Below are 21379 nucleotides of genomic sequence, written 5' to 3'. Positions count from 1 at the left end.
GGCTCACCAGAGGTCCATGGCACTGATGCCTGCGTCGTCCAGGTCGACGCGGGGCCGGCACTGTATGTCAACTGGACGGCGATGCCTATCCCTTGTACTGGTCCGCCAAGACAGTGCGGCGCTCGGTATTCATCGACGCACATCCCTGACAGTTGCATTCGAGGCCGATCAATCGCGATGCTGATAGACGGCCAACAGAGGCTAGTGCCTTGAAGACAGGCGCCTCTGAAAAGTTGGGTTGTTCCTGATAAGACCTACATGTAGCCCTGCCCCGCACCGCGGCGCAGGTAACACATCAAATACTGCCCGGTTCTTTGCAGAACCGGGTAGACAGGCAGGCTTACTGTACAGCCGCTTGCGGCGCGACGGGCGCCGCATCCGGCGTCACTCGCCAGATCGTATTGGCCAGGTCGTCCGCGACGATCAATGCACCACGTGGATCGAGCGTGACGCCGACCGGGCGGCCGCGGGTCAGGCCATCGTCGCCATGGAAACCGGAGACGAAGTCGATCGGGTCGCCCGCCGGGCGGCCATCGCGGAACGGCACGAACACCACCTTGTAGCCCACCGGCGGGTCGCGATTCCAGCTGCCGTGCTCACCGACGAACACACCGTCGGCAAACTGCGTTCCCATCGTGGCCGCCGAAAACGCGACACCGAGTGCGGCCACATGCGAGCCCAGCGCGTAATCGGGCACGATGGCCGATGCGACCTTCTGCGGATCCTGCGGCATGACCCGCGTGTCCACGTTCTTGCCCCAGTAGCTGTAGGGCCAGCCGTAGAAGCCGCCTTCACGTACCGAGGTGAGGTAGTCGGGCACCAGATTCGGGCCGATCTCGTCGCGCTCGTTGACTACCGCCCACAGTGCGCCACTGCCGGGCTGGATCGCCAATGCCGTGGGATTGCGCAGCCCGGTGGCATAGCTCTTGTGGGCGCCGGTTGCCGGATCCACCTGCCAGACCTGGGCGCGGTCGACTTCGGCAATCATGCCGCGCTCGGTGATGTTGCTGTTGGAGCCGATCGCAACATACAGATAGCGTCCATCGGCACTGGCGGTCAGGGCCTTGGTCCAGTGATGGTTGATGGCCGACGGCAAGTCGGTGACCTTGCTGGGTGCAGCGCTGGCCTTGGTCTGCCCTTGCTGATAATCAAAACGCACCAGCGCGTCCTGATTTGCCACGTACAGCGCGTTGCCGATCAGCGCCAGGCCATACGGCGCATTGAGCTTGTCGGCAAACACGGTCTTCAGTTCATAGGTGCCGTCGCCATCGGCGTCGCGCAGCAGCGTCAGCCGGTTGCCGCTCTTGACCGAGGTGTTGCCCTTGGCCTTGATCGCACCGGCAATCACGTCCTTGGGCTTGAGGTTGGGTGCATTGCCGCCGCGGCCTTCGGCGACCAGGATGTCGCCATTGGGCAACACCAGCGTCTGGCGTGGAATGCCCAGACCGGTGGCGATTGCAGTGATGCGGTAACCCGCGGGCACGGTGGGCTTGCGATCGCCCCAGGCTGCCGGCTCGGCGATGGTCATGTCGGGCAGCAGGCCGCGATCCGGCGCAGGCAGCTCGGGACTGGCGCCGTGTTGTTTGAGCTCGGGCGCCTTGCCGCAGGAAGCGAGTGCGGCGGCGAGAATGGAAACCGACAGGACGGTAACGGTATGACGCTTCATCGGGCACCTCCCACGCGCAGGCTGGATAGCCCCGACCAGGTTGCAACAAGCGCGAATGCGGTCGAAATCGCAGAAAATACCAGTGCCGCCGGCATGATGGCCCAGGCATCGCGTGCATGATGCAGGGCGTCGAAGAAGCCGACAATCCATGCGGCACCGAGCGCAATCACATAGATCAGATTGCGGCTTCCGCGAACGAAGCCGACGATCGCGCACAGCAAGGCGATGGTGGTCAATACCATCGCGCCGATCAGCAGCCACGCAGCAAAGTTGGCCCACTGGATCTGATGACTGCTCCAGTATGCGTAGTCGCTCAGCAAGGCACCGAGAAACAGCGGCCACACACCGCCGAGCACGGCTGCATGGAACGGATGGATGGCCCAGGATCGGGCGGGCATGGCAGTTGAATTCATGGCGGACTCATTGGGCGCGTTGGTGAAACGTGCCCCGATGCTGCCAGCTGCCACGTGATGAGCGCGGTGATGCTGGGTCTTCTCTGCGCGATGGGCTGCACGGACAAGCATCGGGACCCCAAACCACTCATCCTGCCGAGCGACCGCTGGACCGCTGCCATGACCCTATTTCATAGAAAGATGTGCGTGCTCCAGGACGCTCTCTACGCTGGGCTCCATCCACCGGAGGAACAGACAGATGAAAACCTTAGCAATCGGCTGGCGCGGAAGAACTTCTCCGGCACCAACTGCGTTTTCGATCGCACAGCAGTACGCATCCAGGATGGCTTGAATTCCAATGCGCGTTTGCAGTGATGAGCGCCATTCATAGGACCATGCAAGCTGGATGGATGGAGCGGCGTTGCATCTGCCTCATGCTGCTTGTCGGTACGTATGGCAAGGAGACGGCGATGAAAAACGCAAGCGTGGTGCGTTCGATTCGACATGGTGTGCGCGCAGCTGGGGCGCCATCTGCATCGCACGGTCCGGCAGTGGATGCTTGGATTCGCGTTGCCTTGCCCCTAGATCGGTGGAGAGATGCGATGCCATGCGCGAGCGCGCTGCGCCGCGCGCTCCCCTCCATGGCTGCGCTGTTGTTGGGCGCAGCTGCCCTGCTCTCTGTTGCCCCCTCCCCCGCCGCAGCACATCCTTCGGAGATCACGTCCATGACGACACACGCCACCTTGTCGCCCAGGCAGCAGGCCATTGCGCCGATTGCCGCGTTTGCGGCCACCGGCGATATCGACCGCTTGAAGACCGCATTGGAGGCGGGCCTCGATGCTGGTTTGAGCATCAGCGACTGCAAGGAGGTACTGGTCCAACTGTATGCATATGCCGGGTTTCCGCGCAGCCTCAATGCACTGGCCGCGCTGATGCAGGTCGCCGATGCACGCAAGCAGCGCGGCATCGCCGATGCGCCGGGACACGAGCCCGGCCCGGTACCGAGCGGCGATGCGCTGCTGGCGCTGGGCACCGCCAACCAGACCCGTCTGGCCGGTGCGCCGGTGACCGGGCCGTTGTTTGCGTTTGCGCCGGCAATCGATCAGTACCTCAAGACGCATCTGTTCGGCGACATCTTTGCCCGCGACAACCTGGATTGGGTGAGCCGTGAACTGGTCACGATCAGCGTGCTCGCCGCCCTGGAAGGCGTGGAGGCGCAACTGCAATCGCATTTGAAGATCGGCTTGAACATCGGCGTGACCGAGGCGCAGCTGCACGAACTGGCCCAGGTGCTGGACAAGCGCGTCGGTGCGGCCGCCGGCACACGCGCCAAGGCGGCACTGGCCAAAGCCAGGGCCCAGTGAGCCTGCGGCGGGTTCGACAACCGCAGCGCATGCTGCCGGCGCGAATGCGGCTGCCGACGGCAGCACGTCGAAACCGATTGGGCCCCGCTAAAGCGGCGCCGGGCCAGCCGCCAGCCCCGGCGGCCCACCGGCCTGCTTGACGATCAACTGGCCGATGTATTGCTCGGCCAGCCTGGTGCCGATCTCCAGCGCGGTCTGCAGCGAGCCGAAGGTGGGCGCGGCCGGCAGCGGTACGGGATGCCCACAGACCTGCAAGGTCTCCAACACGATGCGCCGATGCCCGAGCTGTCGAGCGACCACGCGGTACGGCAGGCCCTGGTCGGTGCCTTCCGTGGACATTCTTTCGGTGCAGTGGGTACTCATCGGGCTCGAGCATAGCTGTGATGCCCAAATTTGGCGGCGCGGCAACTTGAACAATTTATGCAGACGCTAGCGCAGCGCCAGCGGCGCACTCCCGACAGAACCGCTGCGGCCTGAACAGGCTCGGCCATGCCGCGATGACACCGATGTCGCACCTTGCTTGGCGCACGCAGCGGCGCCGATAAGAACAGAATCAGAGTAATCGGCTGTAGGGGCACGCCGAATGTTGGTTCTTCCCCCAAAAAGATCGGCTTGAATATTCTCCCAGCATTCAGCTTGACGGCCTGAAGCGAGGACGTGCCTGTCTCGACGTTTCATTCGGCGCACCGAATATCCAGCTTTTCTTCGAGCATGTCCCTTTGCGCATTTCATGCAGGAAAAGCGGGGAATTGGGCACAATGGCAGGGTTCGCTCGCTTTTGCTCAATATAAATGCGGCGGATATATTCGTTCTGCAGCAGAAAATTTAATATAACTTCGATGTCACTGCGATAAAACTCATCCGATCAGGCCTGATGCAGAAGAGTCCGTTAGAGCTGCTAACTTACAGTCGAATCCGCTACACCATGTGGGCAATTTACCGACATCTTCGACGCATTTCCTGATTACCTGCGATAGTCATCGCATTTAGGATTGCCGCCCCCGGAGATTCGTGACGACTTATTGTCGCGTTCGCTCTGACATTTCCTTGCAGTCGAGCCTGATAAGGCGCTTTTTAATCTGTTTTGGCTATGGACTAAATCGTAAAACCCTATGCGGGATGTTTTTCTCTGAATAGCAACTGTCCGTTCATGTTTTAGAGTTTACCGGTAGCGCCGTTAAACAATCTCGCAAGCACATGGTTCGATGCATCGGCGCATCACCGTGTTATCCGGAGCGCTTATCTGAGGGGACAGATTCGCGGCGGATAAAGTGAATAACGCGTGAAATCCAACGCCACACCGGCTTTTCCCGGTGCTGGAATCGTCTGCGCCAAATTTTAGAATTTTTGCAGTTGCGGCGCGCTAATTACCGGAATCGACCAACCCATGAATCGCTCGCTACTCGCAACCACGATCGCCTCCTGCCTTGTCCTGACTGCCTGTGGCGGCGGTGGCGGTGGCGGCAATGTCCGCAGTGACCCACCGCAGACCACGGTGGTCGCCCCGACGCCGTCCACTCCCCCAGCGCCCACCACGCCCACGCCCACGACTCCAACGACTCCAACGACGCCAACGACGCCGGACACCACCGCGGCCGACCCGCTGCCGAACACCGCGCCGACGCCGGCACCTGCCCCCGCCCGCTACCAGGGCCTGGCCAGCAACCTGCTGGTGCCGACCAATGCGGATCTGGCACAACAGGCCGGCGCCAAGGGTCAGGGCGTCAAGCTGGCGGTGCTGGACGACAACCTATATGGCGGCTACGCGCCGATCAGCGGCAAGGTCGATACCTCCAACGATTACACCGACACCCCCGGCACCCCGGAATCCGCATCGAACGCGTTGCGCGGCCACGGCACCGTCGTCTCGGCATTGGTGCTGGGCACCGCCCAGGACGGCTTCGCCGGCGGTGTCGCGCCGGATGCGGACCTGTTCTATGCGCGCATCTGCGCCGAAAACTCCTGCGGTACCCAGCAGACCCGCCGCGCGGCGGTGGACCTGGCGGCAGCCGGCGTGCGCATCGCCAATCTGTCGATCGGCGCCTCGTATGCAGATGCAGCCAGCAGTGCCAATGCCGCACTGGCCTGGAAGTATGCGCTGACCCCGCTGGTGCAGGCCGATGCGCTGATCGTGGCCGCCACCGGCAACGAAGGCGCGGCAGAAGCCTCCTACCCGGCGGCGACGCCGGTGCAGGAAGCCAGTCTGCGCAACAACTGGCTGGCCGTGGGCGCGGTCAACATCGACAGCGCCGGCAATGCCGCCGGCCTGACCAGCTATTCCAACCATTGCGGCGCCGCCGCACAATGGTGCCTGGTGGCGCCGGGCAGCTACTTCGCACCCGCGCTGGCCGGCACCGAGCTGCAGGGCCAGATCGCCGGCACCTCGTTCTCCACGGCCGCTGTAAGCGGCATCGCGGCGCAGGTGCTGGGCGTGTATCCGTGGATGAGTGCTTCCAACCTGCAGCAGACCCTGTTGACCACCGCCACCGACCTGGGCGACCCCGGCGTGGATGCGCTGTACGGCTTCGGCCTGGTCAATGCGGCCAAGGCGATCAAGGGCCCGGGCCAGTTCGCCAGCAACTGGGCGGCAAATGTGACCTCCGGCTACGACAGCACCTTCAGCAATGACATCTCCGGCGCCGGCGGCCTGACCAAGAACGGCGCCGGCAGGCTCACGCTCAGCGGCAACAACAGCTACACCGGCGGCACCAGCGTCAGCGACGGCGTGCTCGCACTGTCGGGCAGCCTGCGTTCGGATGTCATTGTGCTCAACTCGGCCACGTTCGAATCGCGCGGCGGTGTCATCAACGGCGGCTACAGCCTGGCCAACAACACCGGCACCACCGCCATCGAATTGGGCAAGGGCTTGACCGTCACCGGCCAGGCCAGCCTGAAGGGCAACCTGCTGTTGCTGCCGGAAGCGGCTGGCTACAACGTCGGCAGCAGCGAGAAGATCGTCACGGCCGGCACGTTGCAGGGCAGCTTCGACCGGGTGCAGTACGCCAACAACTTCTTCTGGACTGCTTCGCTCGCCTACGACCCCACCACCGTCACCGCCACGTTGACCCGCAATGCCTCCGCTGCCAGCGCGCAGGCGGCCGGTGCGCCGCAGTCGGTGGTCAACGGTGCCACGCAGGCCGATACGCTGGTCAAGGTGCTGGATACGCGTGTGGCCTCCGGCGATACGGATAATCTGGGTGGCCTGATCAGCGCCACCGGCGCGCTGCTGGCCGCCAACGATGCGCAGGTTGCCGCATCGCTGCCGACCCTGGCCGGCCAGGTACACGGCATCGAGCGCACGCTGGGCTTCCAGTCGGCACTCAACGATGCACGCGTGGCGGCCGATCGCCTGCCCTACCTGGCCGACACCACCACGCTGACCACCTGGATGCAGGGCAGCTATCTGGACGGCGAACTGGGCGGCAAGGGTTTCGACTCGGCCGATTACACCCAGCAGGCCACCACCGTCGGTGTGGATCTGCCGATGGGCAACGCTGGCACCATCGTGGGTGCGGCGCTGAGTTCGGGTCAGGACCGTGCGCACATCGATGCGTCGGCCAGTCGCCTGCGCTCGGACCGTTATGCGATGACCGCGTATCTGTATCAGCCGATCGGCCAGGCCTATGTGTCCGGGATCGGTTCCTACGGCATGAGCAATGTGGACACCGAACGCACGGTGCAGGCCGGCAGCATCGGCGAGCGCCTGCAGGATCGCCGCCACGACACCAACTGGTCGCTGCGTGCCGAAGTCGGCCTGATGCCGCAGGCAGGGCTGTCGCCGTTCATTGCCGCAGGCGTGGTCAGCCAGACCCAGGATGCCTTCAGCGAAGCCTCGGCCACCGGGCTGGGGTTAAGCGCCAACAGCGACACGTTGCGTGCCGGCTATGGCGAGGTGGGTGTGCGCGGTCATCTGGTGCGCGGCAAGTGGGGCTTCGATGGCTTGATCGCCTACCGTTCGCTGCTCGGCAATCCGAACTCGGACTTCACCGCCTGGTTCACCGGTCTGCCGGAAGCGCGCTTCAACGTGGCCGGCGAGCCGGTGTCCAAGCAGTCGGCGCGTGCGTCGGTGGGCGTGCGCTACCAGCTCAACGATGCCTTCTCCATCTATGGCAACGTGGGCGCCGAGCGCGGTCGTTCCGATGCCAACAGCATCAATGCCAATGTCGGCTTGCGCTGGCAGTTCTGATCGCGACCGGCACCCGACCGCACTTGGTCACTGCAACCACCGATGCCATGCAGCACTGTGCATCAGGCAAAAAAAAGCCCCGGCAATGCCGGGGCTTTTTGGTCTGCGGTGAATCAGAAGCTCCAGCCCCAGGTGACCTGGCCGCCGTATGCGGTCTGGCCATCACCGTTGAGTCCCTGCAACGACAACGCCATGCGGCTGTTGGGCGAGGTGATCAGGCTGACGCCCAGTTCGCCGACCACCGCGTTCTTGGCCAGCGTGACGCTCTGCACCGAGAACTGCGAGCCGCTGCCGACAAAGCCGGCCGACCGCTCCACGGCACGGTCGCCGAACGCATGCCGCCAACCCACCGAGGCGTACACCCCGGCCGCCGCACCCAACTGCCAACGCCCGCGCACACCCACCGTGCTGGTGGTGTACTCGTCCTTGGCACTGTCCACCGACAGCCCGGCAATGCCGCCGCGCTCGTCGAAGCCGTCGGTCTTCAGGTGCGTGTAGTCCGCCGCAACGAAGGGGCTGTACACCGCATTGCCGGTGCGCAGGTTCCAGGCCGCTTCCAGCGACACGGTGACGGCCTTCGCATCGTAGTTGCTGGTCAGCCGCTCTTCGAGCACGCCGGGCAACATCACCCGGCGGCTGCTGTCCACGCTGTAGTCCGCATAGTCGACCGCAGCCTGCACAGCGAACGCAGACCAGTCGGCCTGGGCGTAGATGCTGGCATGGGTGCCATCGATGTCGGAACGATCCAAGGATTCGCGCGAGCGGGTTTCGATGTCCTGATTACCGACCGCGACACCGACCACGCTGCGCTCGCCGATGCGCCGTTCTGCGCCGGCCATGACGCCGTTGTCCTCGCGCCGCACCGAAGCGGTGTTGGCATCCCCATCGACACGATTGGGCAGGCTACGGCCGGTGATCCAGACCGTGGTGTCGCCTACCTGCGCGTCCTGACTGTCGCCACGCAGATGATTGCCGACGGCACTCAGCAAGAAGTGGCTATCCAGCAATGCAGTTGCCGTGCTGGCATGGCTTTCGCCCGACAGCGAGGCAAACGCCGTGCTGATCGCCTGCGGGTCGTCGGGCAGGCGCACCACTGCCTGGTAGACCGGGCTGGTGGTCGGCAAGCCATCCACCGCCGCTGCGGCAGCCTGCTGGTTTGGCGCGGTGACTGCATCGACCATGGCCACGGTGTTGCGGCCAAACGACACCGACAGCGCCGTGGCACTGGCGCTGACATTCGGCGTGACGAAGGCGTAGTCGGAGACGACGTTGGTAAACCGACCGGTCAGCCCGCCCGCGGCGCTGATGACCGGGATCTCGGTGAACAACGGCAGGTCCGTCGCACGTACCAGTTGCAGGGTGCTGCCAGGTGCCAGCGTGGCCGCCCCGCCCACGCTGATCGGTGTCACCGTGCCGCCCGCACCCGGCGTGACCTGCAGGGTGGAGCCATTTGCAAGCGCGACATTGCCGCCGACGCTGATCGTGCCCGTACTGCCGCCGATCGCCACGGTGCCACCGGAGGTCAGGCCGCCGATGCTGCCGCTGCCGGTGAGCGTGCCGCCCGGGCCCACCGTGACCGGCCCGCCCAACGCGGCGCCCGGATTGGCCGGGTTACCCACGCTCAGGGTGCCCGCGACGATGGTGGTCGGCCCGGTGAAGCCACTGCTGTTTGCGGTGACCAGCAAGGTGCCCACACCATCCTTGAGCAGACTGCCGGTACCCGACAGGATCCCTGCGTAGGTGCCATTGGCGGTCTGCTGGAACACCAGTGCGCCGGCATTGGCGATATTGCCCTGCAGGCTGTCGGTATCACCAATCAATGTGCCCGCATTGATCGTGGTGCCACCGAGATAGGCGTTGACACCATCCAGCGTCAACGCGCCCGCGCCGTTCTTGATCAACGTACCGCTGCCGGTGATGTTGCCGGCAAACGTGCCATCGCCTGCCTGGTCGAACACCAGTGTCGCGTTGTCGACGATATTGCCCTGCAGGCTGGTGGTGGTACCGATCAGGCTGCCGCTGGCAATGGTGGTGCCACCGCTGTAGGTATTGGGCGCAACCAGCGTCAACACCCCCGCCCCCTGCTTGACCACACTGCCGGTGCCGCTGACCGCGCCGGCGAACACACCATCGCTGGCCTGATCGAACACCAGCGTGGCGTTGTCGACGATATTGCCCTGCAGGCTGGTGGTGTTGCCGATCAGGCTGCCGGCGCTGATCACGGTGCCGCCGGTATAGGTGTTGGGCCCGAGCAATTGCAGCGCGCCGGTGCCGGCCTTCTGCAGCGAGCCGGTGCCGCTGAGCGTGCCGGCATACACGCCACCGGTGTTCTGGTTGAACACCAGTGCCGCGTTGTTGGCGATATCGCCCTGCAGGCTGCTGGTATCGCCGATCAAGGTACCGGCCGTGATCGTGGTGCCGCCGGCGTACCCGTTCGCACCGTTGAGCACTAGTGCGCCGGCGCCATCCTTGATCACGTTGCCGGTGCCGGTGATCGAGCCGGTGAACACGCCATCGGCAACCTGGTTGAACACCAGCGTCGCATTGTCGACGATGGCTCCCTGCAGGCTGGCGCTGTCGCCAACCAGCGTGCCGGCGTTGACCGTCGTGCCACCGGTGTAGCTGTTGCTGCCGTCCAGTGTCAGCGTGGAAACCCCATTCTTGATCAACCCACCGGTGCCGGTCACAGCACCGGTCAAGGTGAGATCGTTGCTGCCCGCAAACGCGACTGCACCTGCCAGCTCGACTGCGTTGGTCACTGTCAGTGCCTGATCGGTATCCAACGTGGTGCCGGTCGCGGCGGTCAACGTTCCGGTGCCCAGCGCCTGTGCATCACCCAGCACCAAGCTACCGCTGGCAAGTACGGTACCGCCGCTGTAGTTGCCGGCTTCGGCAAGCGTCAACGCACCCGTCCCCTGCTTGACCACACTGCCGGTGCCGCTGACCGCGCCGGCGAACACACCATCGCTGGCCTGATCGAACACCAGCGTGGCGTTGTCGACGATATTGCCCTGCAGGCTGGTGGTGTTGCCGATCAGGCTGCCGGCGCTGATCACGGTGCCGCCGGTATAGGTGTTGGGCCCGAGCAATTGCAGCGCGCCGGTGCCGGCCTTCTGCAGCGAGCCGGTGCCGCTGAGCGTGCCGGCATACACGCCACCGGTGTTCTGGTTGAACACCAGTGCCGCGTTGTTGGCGATATCGCCCTGCAGGCTGCTGGTATCGCCGATCAAGGTACCGGCCGTGATCGTGGTGCCGCCGGCGTACCCGTTCGCACCGTTGAGCACTAGTGCGCCGGCGCCATCCTTGATCACGCTGCCGGTGCCGGTGATCGAGCCGGTGAACACGCCATCGGCAACCTGGTTGAACACCAGCGTCGCATTGTCGACGATGGCTCCCTGCAGGCTGGCGCTGTCGCCAACCAGCGTGCCGGCGTTGACCGTCGTGCCACCGGTGTAGCTGCTGCTGCCGTCCAGTGTCAGCGTGCCGGTGTTGGTCTTGATCAAGGCGCCACTGCCGCTGATATCGCCGGCAAGCGTGAGGTCTGCCGGATTGTCGACGCTCAGCGCAGCGCCGAGGACGACCGCATTGCCCACAGTTGCGGCAACAGGGTTGGTCAGCACCGCAGCGCCGACCACCGACAGGCTGCCGGTGCCCAGCGCGTTGTTGCTGCCGATCGACAAGGTGCCATCGCTCAGCGCGGTCCCGCCGGCATAGCTGTTGTTGCCACTGAGCGTGAGCGTGGATGCACCGGTCTTGATCACGCTGCCGGCACCGCTGATGGCGCCAGTCAGGGCGAGATCGTTGCTGCCTAGCAGCGTCACCGCACCGTCGAGCACCACCGCATTGCCCACGGCCAATGCCTGATCAGTATCGAGGCTGGTGCCGGCTGCAGCGGTCAGCGTGCCGGTGCCCAATGCCTGCGCATCGCCCAGCACCAGCGTGCCGCCGCCGAGCGCGGTGCCGCCGGTGTAGGTGTTGGCGGCGCTCAGCACCAGCGTGCCGGTGTCGAGTTTCTGCAGCGTGCCGGTGCCGCCGATGCCCACATCGATGGTGCCGGTGACGCCAGGGTCGACACGGATGATGGTGGTGGCCGCATTGGCGCTCAATGCACCGCCGCCGGCATCGCTCAGCACATACCCGTCGCTGATGAACTGCATGCCGGTAATGCCTTGCGTGCCCTGCACGCCTACATTACCCGCGGTGCCGGCGAACACGGCAAAACTGTTCTGCCAGTCGCTGTTGCTCAGCCCATCGATCGAGGTCCAGTTGGTGGGGCCTGCGGCCCAGACGCCTGCGCCGCCATCGATGCTGCCATTGGCAATGGTCTGCGCACCATCCCAGAACTGCACGTTGCTGCCGGGCGCCAGCAGCACCACGTTGATCTGCTGGGCCAGCGCGGTCTGCAACGTCAGCTGGGTGGGATCGATCGTACCTGGCAGCGTGCCGATGCCCAGGCCGTTGTCGGTCAAGCCACCGCTGTAGTCGATCAGGCGGTACACGCCGGTGCCGAAGCCGCCGATGTCGGTGATGTTGAGCGTGCCGTCCAGGGTGAGATCGCCATTGACCGCCAACACGCCGGTCTGGCTGGGGATGCCCAGGAACGCGTCCAGCGTGGCAGTGGGAGCCAGGCTCAGGCTGCCGGTGGTCAACACTGCGCCACTGGTCACCACCAGGCGGCCGCCGTCATTCACCGTGACCGCCGCATCGACCACGCCGCTGCCGCTCAAGCTGGCACCGCTGCCCACGGTCAGGCCACCTGCACTGGCCAGCGTGCCATCCACGTCCAGCGTGCCGGCGGTGACCTGGGTGGTGCCGCCGAGCGCGCTGGTGCCGGTGAGCTGCAAGGTGCCGGTGCCGACCTTGTCCAGATTGCCTGCATCGCTCAGGCTGCCGGCAAAAGTACTGCCGACGTTGTTGGCGCCAAGCTGTAGCGTGGTGCCGCCCAGCACCGCGACATTGCCCTGCCCGGTCACTGCACCCAGGGCCGCATTGCTGCCGAGCGAGAGCCCGGCACCTGCGGCCACATCCACGACGCTGGTGTTGCCCAACGCGCCGGGGGCGGCGGTGGCGAGCACGCCGGCCTGCACCGACACCGGGCCGGTGAACGTGTTGCCGCCGGACAAGGTCAAGCTGCCCAGGCCCGTCTTGGTCAAGGCACCCGCGCCACTCAGCACCCCGGTCAGGCCCAGATCGTCCGCGCTGGCAATGGTCAGATCGGCACCGAGATTGACCGCATTGCCCAGTGCCAGCGCAATCGCGTTGCTCAAGGTGGCATTGCCCAGCACCGACAGGCTGCCGACACCGAGCGCGGTGTTGCTGCCAACCGCCAGGGTGCCTGCGTTCAACACGCTGCCGCCGACGTAGCTGTTGGCGCCGTCGAGCGTGAGCGTGGACGCGCCGTTCTTGATCAGACTGCCCGCGCCGCTGATCGGGCCGGACAGGCGCAGGTCGTTGCTGCCGACCAGGTTGAGCGCGCCATCGAGTACCACTGCATTGCCGACCGCCAATGCCTGGTTGCTATCGAGGTTGGTGCCGGTTGCTGCGGTCAGGGTGCCGGTGCCCAGCGCCTGCGCGTCGCCCAGCACCAGGGTGCCGCCGCTGAGGGCGGTGCCGCCGGTATAGCTGTTGGCCGCATCGAGCACCAGCGTGCCGGTGTCGAGCTTTTCCACGCCACCGCTGCCGGAAATGGCGACATCGATGCTGGCGGTTGCACCCGGATCCACACGGATCGCGGTCAACGGCGCAGTGACAGCCAGTCCACCCGCGCCGGCATCGGTCAGCTGATAGCCATCGGTGACAAACTGCAGGCCGCCGATGCTCTGCGTGCCCACCACGCCAACGGCGGCTGCGTTGCCGGCAAAGACCGCAAAATCGCCTTGCCAGGTGCTGTTGGCCGTGCCGTCCTGGTTGGTCCAGTTGGTCGCCGCACCCCAGGTTCCTGCACCGCCGTCGACGGTGCCGTTGGCGGTGGTTTGGACACCATCCCAGAACTGCACGATGCTGCCCGGTGCCGTCACCACCAGGTTGAGTTGCTGGCCGATGGCGGTCTGCAGCGCGAGCTGGCTGAGATCCACGCTGCCCGGAAACAGGCCGATCGCCAGACCGTTGTTGGTGAGCAGGCCGGTGTAGTCGATCAGCCGGTACACACCCGTGCCGAACCCACCGATGTCGGTGATGTTGAGCGTGCCGTCCAGGGTGAGGTCGCCATTGACCGCGAGCAGCCGCGTATTGCTCGGCGCTGCCAATGCGACATCCAAAAACGCACCCGGTGCCAGGGTCAGGCCACCCACGCTGAGCGAGGAGCCACTGGTCAATGCAAGCCGGCCACCGTCGGCGATGGTCACATTGCTTCCCACGTTGCCGGTGGTGCCGGTGCCGGTCAGCGTGCCGCCTAGCGCCACGTTCACTGCGCTGGTGCCCAGGGTGCCGATCACATCCAGGGTACCGCCGCTGACCTGGGTGGCACCGCCGATCGCGCTGTTGCCGAGCAGGCGCACCGTGCCGGCGCCGACCTTGTCCAGATTGCCGCCACCACCAAGGCTGCCGCCAAAATCGCCACCGCCCAACTGCAGCGTACCGCCGGCATCGGTAGTGACATTGCCGGCGCCGCTGAGCGCGCTGATCAGGCCGCCGTTGCTGAGATTCAGCACCGCCCCTGCAGCGACATCGACATTGCTGGCGTTGCCAAGCGACGCGGCGGTGCTCGCAACCAGCGTGCCGGCCTGGATCGCCAGCGGGCCGGTGTAGGTGTTGCTGCCATTCAATGTCAGGGTGCCGGCACCGGTCTTGATCAAGTCGCCTGTACCGCTGATGCTGCCGCTGACCAGCATGTCCGCACCGTTATCCACGGTGAGCGCTGCGCCAAGCGCGATGTCGTTGCCCAGCGCCACCGCAATCGCGTTGCTCAGCGCTGCATTGCCGACCACCGACAGGCTGCCGGTGCCGAGTGCGTCGTTGGCGCCGACCGCAATGGTGCCGGCCGTCAACGTTGTGCCACCGCTATAGCTGTTGCTCGCGTTGAGCGACAACGTGGTGGCGCCATTCTTGATCAGGCTGCCGGTGCCGGTGATGGCAGCGTTCAAGCCGAGATCGTTGCTGCCGATCAGCGTGAGCTGATCGTTCAACTGCACCGCGTTGCCCAGCGTCAGCGCGGCAGCGACATCCAGTTCGGCAGGGCCGCCGACCAGCAGCGCACCCACGCCCAGCGCAGCGTCGTTGCCGAGCACCACACGCCCCGCATCCAGCGCAACGCCGCCGCTGAAGGTATTGGCATTGGCCAAGGTCAGCGTGGCAGCGCCTTGCTTGTCGAGACTGCCGCTGCCGCTGACGACCCCATTGAGCGTGATGTCCTGCGTGCCAGGCAAGGTGAGTGCGCCATTCAACGCAAGTGCATTGCCCAGCGTCACCGCGCTGCTGGCATCCAGTGTGGTGCCCGCGGCGGCGCTCAGTGTGCCCAAGCCGAGTGCCGTGTCGCTGCCGACCACCACTGCTCCGCCCTGCAGTTGCAGTCCGCCCGCCCAGGTGTTGTTGCCATTGAGCGTGAGCGTTTGCGTGCCGTTCTTGATCAGGCGACCGGCGCCGTCGACCACGCCATCGAGGGTGAGGTTCTGGCCATCGATGGCGAGTTGGCCGGCGACATTGACCGCGTTCTGCAAGGTCACCGCCGTGCTGGCAGTGAGCTGCGTGCCATCGGCAGCGGTGAGCGCGCCGGTGCCGAGTGCGCTGTCGCTGCCGACCGACAGGATGCCGGTGTCGAGCAAGGTGCCGCCGGTATAGACATTGTTGCCGGTGAGGGCCAGCGCACCGGCGCCCTGCTTGACCAGGCTGCCTGCGCCACTGACGATGCCGGTGACGCCCAGATCGTTGTTGCCGGTGAGCGAAAGCGCACCGTTGAGCACCACAGCGTTGCCGATCGTGGTCGCGGCAGTGGCCTGCAGCTGCGTGCCATCGGCAGCGGTCAGCGCCCCGGTGCCCAGTGCTGCGCCGTCGCCGATCAGCAGCGCGCCTGCATCGAGATCCACGCCACCGGCAAAACTGTTGGGTCCAGCCAGCGTCAATGCAGCATTGCCGTCCTTGACCACGCCACCCACGCCACTGACCGCACCGGTGAGGGTGAGATCCTGGCTGCCGCCGAGCTGCAGGTCCGCTTCCAGCGCCACGTTGTTGGCGAGCACGCGTGCGGCGGTGCTGTCGAGCAGTCCGCCGCCGACGGTCAGGGTGCCAAGACCCAAGGCGGTGTCGCTGTCCAGGATCAGGCTGCCTGCACTCAGGCGCGTGCCGCCGGTGTAGCTATTGTTACCGGCCAGGGTCAGGCTGGCGGGGCCCAGCTTGTCCAGGCTGCCCACGCCGGTGATGGCGCCGGTAAGCGTGAGCGCGTTGCTGCCACCCACATTGACCAGGCCGGCCAAGGCAATGGCATTGGCCAGCGTGCTGACGGTTGCATTGGCCAGGGTGGTACCGGCTGCTGCGCTGAGCGCGCCAACACCGAGCGCGGTGTCGCTGCCCACCGTCAGTGTGCCGGCGCTGAGCGTGGTGCCGCCGCTGTACAGATTGTTGCCGCTCAGCGTGAGGTCGCCACTGCCGGACTTGATCAGGCTCCCGGTGCCGCTGATCGCGCCACTCAGTGTCAGTGCTTGCGCCCCACTCAGCGTCAGCGCACCTGGAGTCAACGCGATCGCGTTGCTCAACGAGGTGGCCGCCGTGTTTTGCAGGGCCGCATTGCCGGTGACGTTCAACGCACCCGTGCCCAGCGCGGTGCCGCTGGCCACCTGCAAGGTGCCGGCAGTGAGGTTGGTGCCGCCGGCATAGGTGTTCAGGCCACCCAGGGTCAAGCTGCCGGTGCCGAGCTTGTTCAACGCACCGGTGCCGCCAATGGCGCCGCTCAGGTTCAAGGCATTACCGCTGCTGCCCACGCCCAAGCTACCGGTGAGTGCAATCGTGTTGCCCAGGGTTGCCGCAGCGGTGGCATCCAGCTCGCCGCCGCTTGCGGTCAGGGTGCCGGTGCCCAGGGCCGCGTTCGAGCCCACCACCAGGCGCCCGGTACTCAAGCTGGTGCCACCGGTGTAGGCGTTGTTACCGGTCAGGGTGAGGTCGCCCGCACCGCTCTTGATCAGGGTGCCGCCACCGTTGATGGCACCGCTCAATGTCAGCGCCTGCGCGCCGGTCCAGTTCAAGGGTCCGCCAAGGCTGATGCCGTTGGCCACCGTCAGTGGCGCACTGCTGCTGAGGTTGGACGCGCCGGTGACGTTCAAGCCGCCGGTTCCCAGTGCCGAGGCACTGCCCAGTTGCAAGGTGCCCGATGCCAGCGTGGTTCCGCCAGCGAAGGTGTTGGCGCCGTTGAGCGCGAGCGTGCCAGTGCCGGTCTTGTTGACACCACCCGCGCCGGCAAGCGTGCCGGTCAGGGTCAGCGCGTTGCCGCTGGCGCCCAGGCCCAGCGTATTGGTCAAGGCAACATTGTTGGCCAGGGTCAGTGGAGCGCTGGTATCCAGCTGCCCACCGGCGGCTGTCACCGTGCCCGCTCCGAGCGCGGTATTGGTTTCGATCCGCAGCGTCCCCGCGCCCAGCGTCGTGCCGCCTGCATAGGTATTGCTGCCGCCCAGGGTGAGCGTGCCGGTGCCGATCTTGTTCAACGCGCCGGCGCCGCTGATGCCGCCGCCAATCCGCAAGGTGTTGGCGCCGCCGATGCCGATGAAATCGTTGAGCACGAACGCGTTCGGCAAGTCGACCGCCGCACTGGAAAGCACGCTGCCGGCTGACACGTTGACGGCGCCTGTTCCCAGTGCGCCATTGGTTCCCACCGTCACTGAGCCGCCGAGCAGGTTGACGCCTCCGCTGAAGGTATTGCTGCCGGTCAGGCCCAACGCACCGGTCCCGGTCTTGGTCAGCGCACCGGTACCGACGATGGGGCTGGCAATGGTCAGGGCATTGGCGCCCTGCAGGGTCAAGCCACCTGCTCCCAAGGCGATGCCGCCGGCAGGCGACAGGCTCAGGCCGGCGGCTGTCGCCTCCAGCGCACCGCCGTTGGCCGTGATGGCAGTGCCTAGCTGCGCAGGATTGGCGAACTGCAGTACGCCGCCATTGAGCGCGCTGCTGCCGAAGTTGCTTCCGCCCCCGACCGACCAGGTGCCGCTATTGACGCGCAGGCTGCCGAAATTGATGTATTGCGCGGTGCTGAGCGTCCCGACGCCGGTGCTGCCGCTGCCAGTGCCGGTGGCCGAATTCTGCAGGATCAGCGTATTGGTGCCGCCTGCGCCGCCATCCACCACACCGGTCTGCGCGAAGCTCAGCAAGCCCCCCGGCCCAAGCAGTTCCAGCGCCAGCCCGCCGCCGCTGTTGACGCTGCCGCCAGTCACCGCCGTGAAGCTGTTGGTGCTGCCCGCCCCCATCGACACGCTGCCGTTGATGCTGCCGGCGTTGACGAAGCTGTTGCCGGTGGCCGAACTCTGGAAGCCCACGCGCCCGTTGATGGTGCCGGTGTTGACTGCATTGACGGTACCGCCGCCGCTGACTGCAATCACCGGCGTATCCGCACTCAGCACCGACAGGTTCAACAATGCACGGCTATCGATCAGCCCGGCATTGTTGATCTGCACGACGCCATTGCTGGCCGAGGTGATGCCAAGCGCCATGCCATCGAGATTGAGCAGGTTCGCCCCCAGTAGGCCGCCGGTGCCGTAAATCGCGCCGGTGGCGAGATTATTGGCGGTCACCGCGGTGGAGCTGGCATTGCCCATGCTGACGCCGGTGCTCAACACCGACAACAGGCCGAGCGCCGAGGGGTCGATCGTACCGCTGTTGTTTAGCGTGGCATTGGTGCCGGTGAGCGCAATGGCGGTGCCGCCCAGCAGCCCGGCGGTCATCTGCGTGCCTGCCGCAACGTTGATGGTCAGGTTGTTTGCGCTGCTTGCGAAGCTGTTGCTGGTGATTGGCAACCCCGTGCAGGTGACGGTGGCGCCCGCTGCTGGAAGTGCAGGTGTGCACGCCCCCCAGGCCAGCATCGGTGCGGCGGCTCCCACCGCCAGCACGACCAGGCTCGACACGCTGCGGCGGGTTGCCCCGGGCTTGCGCCGCCGACGTACCAGCTCGTGCGTCACCACCCAATTACCAATCGCCGCGTTCCAGACCAGCGCAAATGCACGATTCATTTTATTCCCCCTGTATCGCCGTGCAGAGACTCACGCACACACACACGCGCTCTCCAACAGCAGAAAGTTGATTTACTGTCGAGTCGGTTTAAAAACAGCTTATGCCGTACCAACCGGTATCGCCTACGGATGAGGACGTTTAATACCATTCCCTGCGAATAATAGTGGGAGATTAATAGGGAAAGCGCCATGCCTGAAACTGTGCCGAATATCACTAACCACGAAACTATCCATGACACACGCCCAAACTGTCGACTGGTTTACTCGTGCCCGTTAGCGTTATCGCGCTACCTCATGCGGCAGGCGCCACAGATCATGTGCGGCAGAATTCAAATAAAAACATGGCCTAATTCAGCGGTAAAGCGGAATATGGCTAGATGAGTCCGAATGCTTTAAAGCGATCTGATGCGGTCACCCGGATATTAACGAGCCGAACCATTTCGACTACAACTTTTGTGTGGAATGTTGCGGTGCAGGAGTGAAAACCTGATCGATGCAGTGCCGTCATTTGATTTAATGAGCCCGCTTTTACCATTAAGACCACCACCAACTGTCGACGCCGCTCATTGATTGCGGTATTTGTGTGCAGCCACTCCGCCCGTCCAGTTTATTGTCGCGCTCGATATCCTGCGATGGAGTTTATTGAAGAGGCCGGCTTATTCGAAAAGGTTTTAGTGCCCGATGATCGTCACCTGTCAACGACCTCGGTTTGTTTGTAGTAGCCAGGCAGTGTGTGATCTTCAACACGGAAACTGACGACATGACGCTCGCTTTGGACACCAAACGGCAGCAACAGCAGTTCGACTGGTCGGGCGTGCCGATCGACCTGGGGGGCATGGAGCCGCTCGATCAGATCGCGCGTCTGCTGTGCCATGCCCTGGTTGCGCCTGCGGCCGCACTGACCATCGTCGAGGGCGGCCGCGTGCGCGTGCTGGCGGCGCGCGGCATCAGTGCCGCCCATGTCGAGCAGGCCATTGAATTGTGCCGGCATGCGTCTGCAGCGCCCAATGGCGTCACGGAACTGATTGAACCTGCCGCCCTTGCCCCGATCCAACTGGGCGACGCCGCCTTCCCGGGCTTGCCGGCGCGCTTTATTGCCTGCGTCCCGGTCGGTGCACCGCAGACCGGCGTCTCCGGCACCTTGTGCGTGATCGATACGCGCGAGCGTCGCCTGGCCAGCCAGGAACACCAACAGCTGCTGATGTTCGCCAATGTGGCCGCGGCGCAACTGGAACTGCAGTTCGGCGCCGGGCGGCGCGAACCGCACAGCGGCCTGCTCAATGCACGCCAGTTGCAGTCGGACCTGGATGCCCTCGCCTTCGGCAGCCACTGCGTACCGACCATCGCTGCCTTCATCGAGGTCTACGACACCCAGGCAGCCAATGAAGCACGTCAGGCACTGGGCATGCAGCCGCTGGAAGAACTGGTGCGCCACGCCAGCTATGTACTGACGCGCGCGCTGCGCGGCAAAGCCACCGTCTATCACGTGGCACCGATGCGCTTTGCGTTTTTTCTGTTGAATTCCGCGCCCGACGAGATGGAAGACCTGTTGCTCGATCTGCGCGACATGCTGCATGCGCCGATGGACGCGGCCGGCATCCCGATGTCGTTGACCTTTCACGCTGGCGTCGTGCGCTTTGCACCGCAACAACCGGACACCAACGACGTCATGCGCAAGGGGCTGGTGGCACTGGGCGATGCGATCAGCAATCACGCCATCGTATGCTGGTATAGCGCCTCGCACGACGACGCGATCCAGCGTTCGTACCGGTTGGCACTGGATGCCGAAAAGGCGCTGGAAGCAGGCGATTTCCGGCTGGTGTTCCAGCCACGGATCAACCTTGAAGACTTGTCGGTGACCGGCTTCGAGGCACTGTTGCGCTGGCGGCATGCCAGCCTTGGCCCGATCGGTCCGGACGAATTCATCCCCTTGTTCGAAAAGACCGCCTTGATGTGCACCGTCACCAACTGGGTGATCGAAAACGCATTGGTGCAGTTGGCCAGCTGGCGTGCGCAGGGGCTGGACTTCTCCATGTCGATCAATCTGTCTTCGCGCGATTTTGGCAACCGCAATCTCGCCGCAGACGTCATCCATCGCTGCAGGGAGCTGGCCATCCCCACCCAGCGCATCGAGCTGGAGATCACCGAGGGCCGCTGGCTGCGCAGCAATGTGGAGGCAGTGCCACGGCTGCGCGCCCTGCGTGACGCCGGAGTCAATGTCGCCATCGACGACTTCGGCACAGGCTACAGCAACTTCGGCTACCTCACCGAGCTGCCGGTCAACGTGCTCAAGCTCGATCGCTCGCTGGTGACCGGCATCGCCACCAAGACCGGCATGCAGTTGCGCGCCGAGGCGGTGGTACGCCTGGCCAGCGCGTTGGGATATCGCACCGTTGCAGAAGGCATCGAACACGCCGACGAAATCGCGCTGCTGCGCAGTTGGGGATGCGATGAAGCGCAGGGCTATCTGCTGGCCCGGCCGATGGAGGCGGAGCTGGTGGCGGAATATGTGGCAAGCGCGGTGGCAGAACAGCGCTTGCCGTGATCCGAGCTGCCCGCGTGCGGTCGGCGCGTGCATCGTCCTTGATCGACCCACACTACGCCGCCCTTGCCTCCTGCAGTGATGT

7 protein-coding genes are annotated in these 21379 nt (G+C 65.0%); 3 read left to right on the top strand and 4 right to left on the bottom strand.

What is annotated here, in order from left to right; translation table 11 throughout:
- Positions 1-340: 340 nt before the first annotated feature.
- Both ACCQ04_RS10150 and ACCQ04_RS10145 read right to left on the bottom strand, forming a co-directional pair.
- On the bottom strand, positions 341-1666 hold the full coding sequence (locus tag ACCQ04_RS10150; protein WP_226427839.1) for a PQQ-dependent sugar dehydrogenase: 1326 nt from the start codon (positions 1664-1666) through the stop codon (positions 341-343).
- Positions 1663-2079 (bottom strand): hypothetical protein, encoded by a 417-nt coding sequence (locus ACCQ04_RS10145; RefSeq protein ID WP_226427871.1) that lies wholly within the window; start codon positions 2077-2079, stop codon positions 1663-1665. The genes ACCQ04_RS10150 and ACCQ04_RS10145 overlap by 4 nt, the downstream gene beginning before the upstream one ends.
- A gap of 704 nt (positions 2080-2783) precedes the next feature.
- On the opposite strand from ACCQ04_RS10145, the gene ACCQ04_RS10140 reads away from it, so the two are divergent.
- Entirely contained in the window at positions 2784-3422 is a 639-nt protein-coding gene (locus tag ACCQ04_RS10140; RefSeq protein WP_226427838.1) for a carboxymuconolactone decarboxylase family protein, read from the top strand.
- A gap of 87 nt (positions 3423-3509) precedes the next feature.
- Here ACCQ04_RS10140 and ACCQ04_RS10135 read toward each other — a convergent pair whose 3' ends face one another.
- Complete coding sequence (locus ACCQ04_RS10135) at positions 3510-3785, bottom strand: hypothetical protein (protein ID WP_104574596.1); 276 nt, start codon at positions 3783-3785, stop codon at positions 3510-3512.
- 1024 nt (positions 3786-4809) lie between these two features.
- Here ACCQ04_RS10135 and ACCQ04_RS10130 point away from each other — a divergent pair.
- Positions 4810-7608: a S8 family serine peptidase gene (locus ACCQ04_RS10130; protein WP_226427836.1), complete on the top strand. Its 2799-nt coding sequence runs from the start codon at positions 4810-4812 to the stop codon at positions 7606-7608.
- A 113-nt stretch (positions 7609-7721) separates the two neighbouring features.
- On the opposite strand, the gene ACCQ04_RS10125 is transcribed toward ACCQ04_RS10130, so the two are convergent.
- Positions 7722-18752 carry an autotransporter-associated beta strand repeat-containing protein gene (locus ACCQ04_RS10125; RefSeq protein ID WP_372358760.1) on the bottom strand — a complete coding sequence of 3677 codons (11031 nt, stop codon included), beginning with the start codon at positions 18750-18752 and terminating at the stop codon, positions 7722-7724.
- A 733-nt stretch (positions 18753-19485) separates the two neighbouring features.
- Between ACCQ04_RS10125 and ACCQ04_RS10120 the strand changes: the two genes are divergently transcribed.
- The gene (locus ACCQ04_RS10120; protein ID WP_126966731.1) at positions 19486-21297 is read left to right on the top strand and encodes an EAL domain-containing protein; all 1812 of its coding nucleotides are present in this window, start codon (positions 19486-19488) and stop codon (positions 21295-21297) included.
- The last annotated feature ends 82 nt before the right edge of the window (positions 21298-21379 follow it).

Source organism: Xanthomonas sp. NCPPB 2866, assembly GCF_041475745.2.
GTDB classification, from domain to species: domain Bacteria; phylum Pseudomonadota; class Gammaproteobacteria; order Xanthomonadales; family Xanthomonadaceae; genus Xanthomonas; species Xanthomonas arboricola.
This window is presented reverse-complemented; position numbering and strand designations above follow the sequence as displayed.

Excerpts from the sequence above, each read along its gene's own strand:
- ACCQ04_RS10130 (WP_226427836.1), top strand. The coding sequence starts at position 4,810 with ATGAATCGCTCGCTACTCGCAACCACGATCGCCTCCTGCCTTGTCCTG.
- ACCQ04_RS10135 (WP_104574596.1), bottom strand. The coding sequence starts at position 3,785 with ATGAGTACCCACTGCACCGAAAGAATGTCCACGGAAGGCACCGACCAG.
- ACCQ04_RS10125 (WP_372358760.1), bottom strand. The coding sequence starts at position 18,752 with ATGAATCGTGCATTTGCGCTGGTCTGGAACGCGGCGATTGGTAATTGG.
- ACCQ04_RS10145 (WP_226427871.1), bottom strand. The coding sequence starts at position 2,079 with ATGAATTCAACTGCCATGCCCGCCCGATCCTGGGCCATCCATCCGTTC.
- ACCQ04_RS10140 (WP_226427838.1), top strand. The coding sequence starts at position 2,784 with ATGACGACACACGCCACCTTGTCGCCCAGGCAGCAGGCCATTGCGCCG.
- ACCQ04_RS10150 (WP_226427839.1), bottom strand. The coding sequence starts at position 1,666 with ATGAAGCGTCATACCGTTACCGTCCTGTCGGTTTCCATTCTCGCCGCC.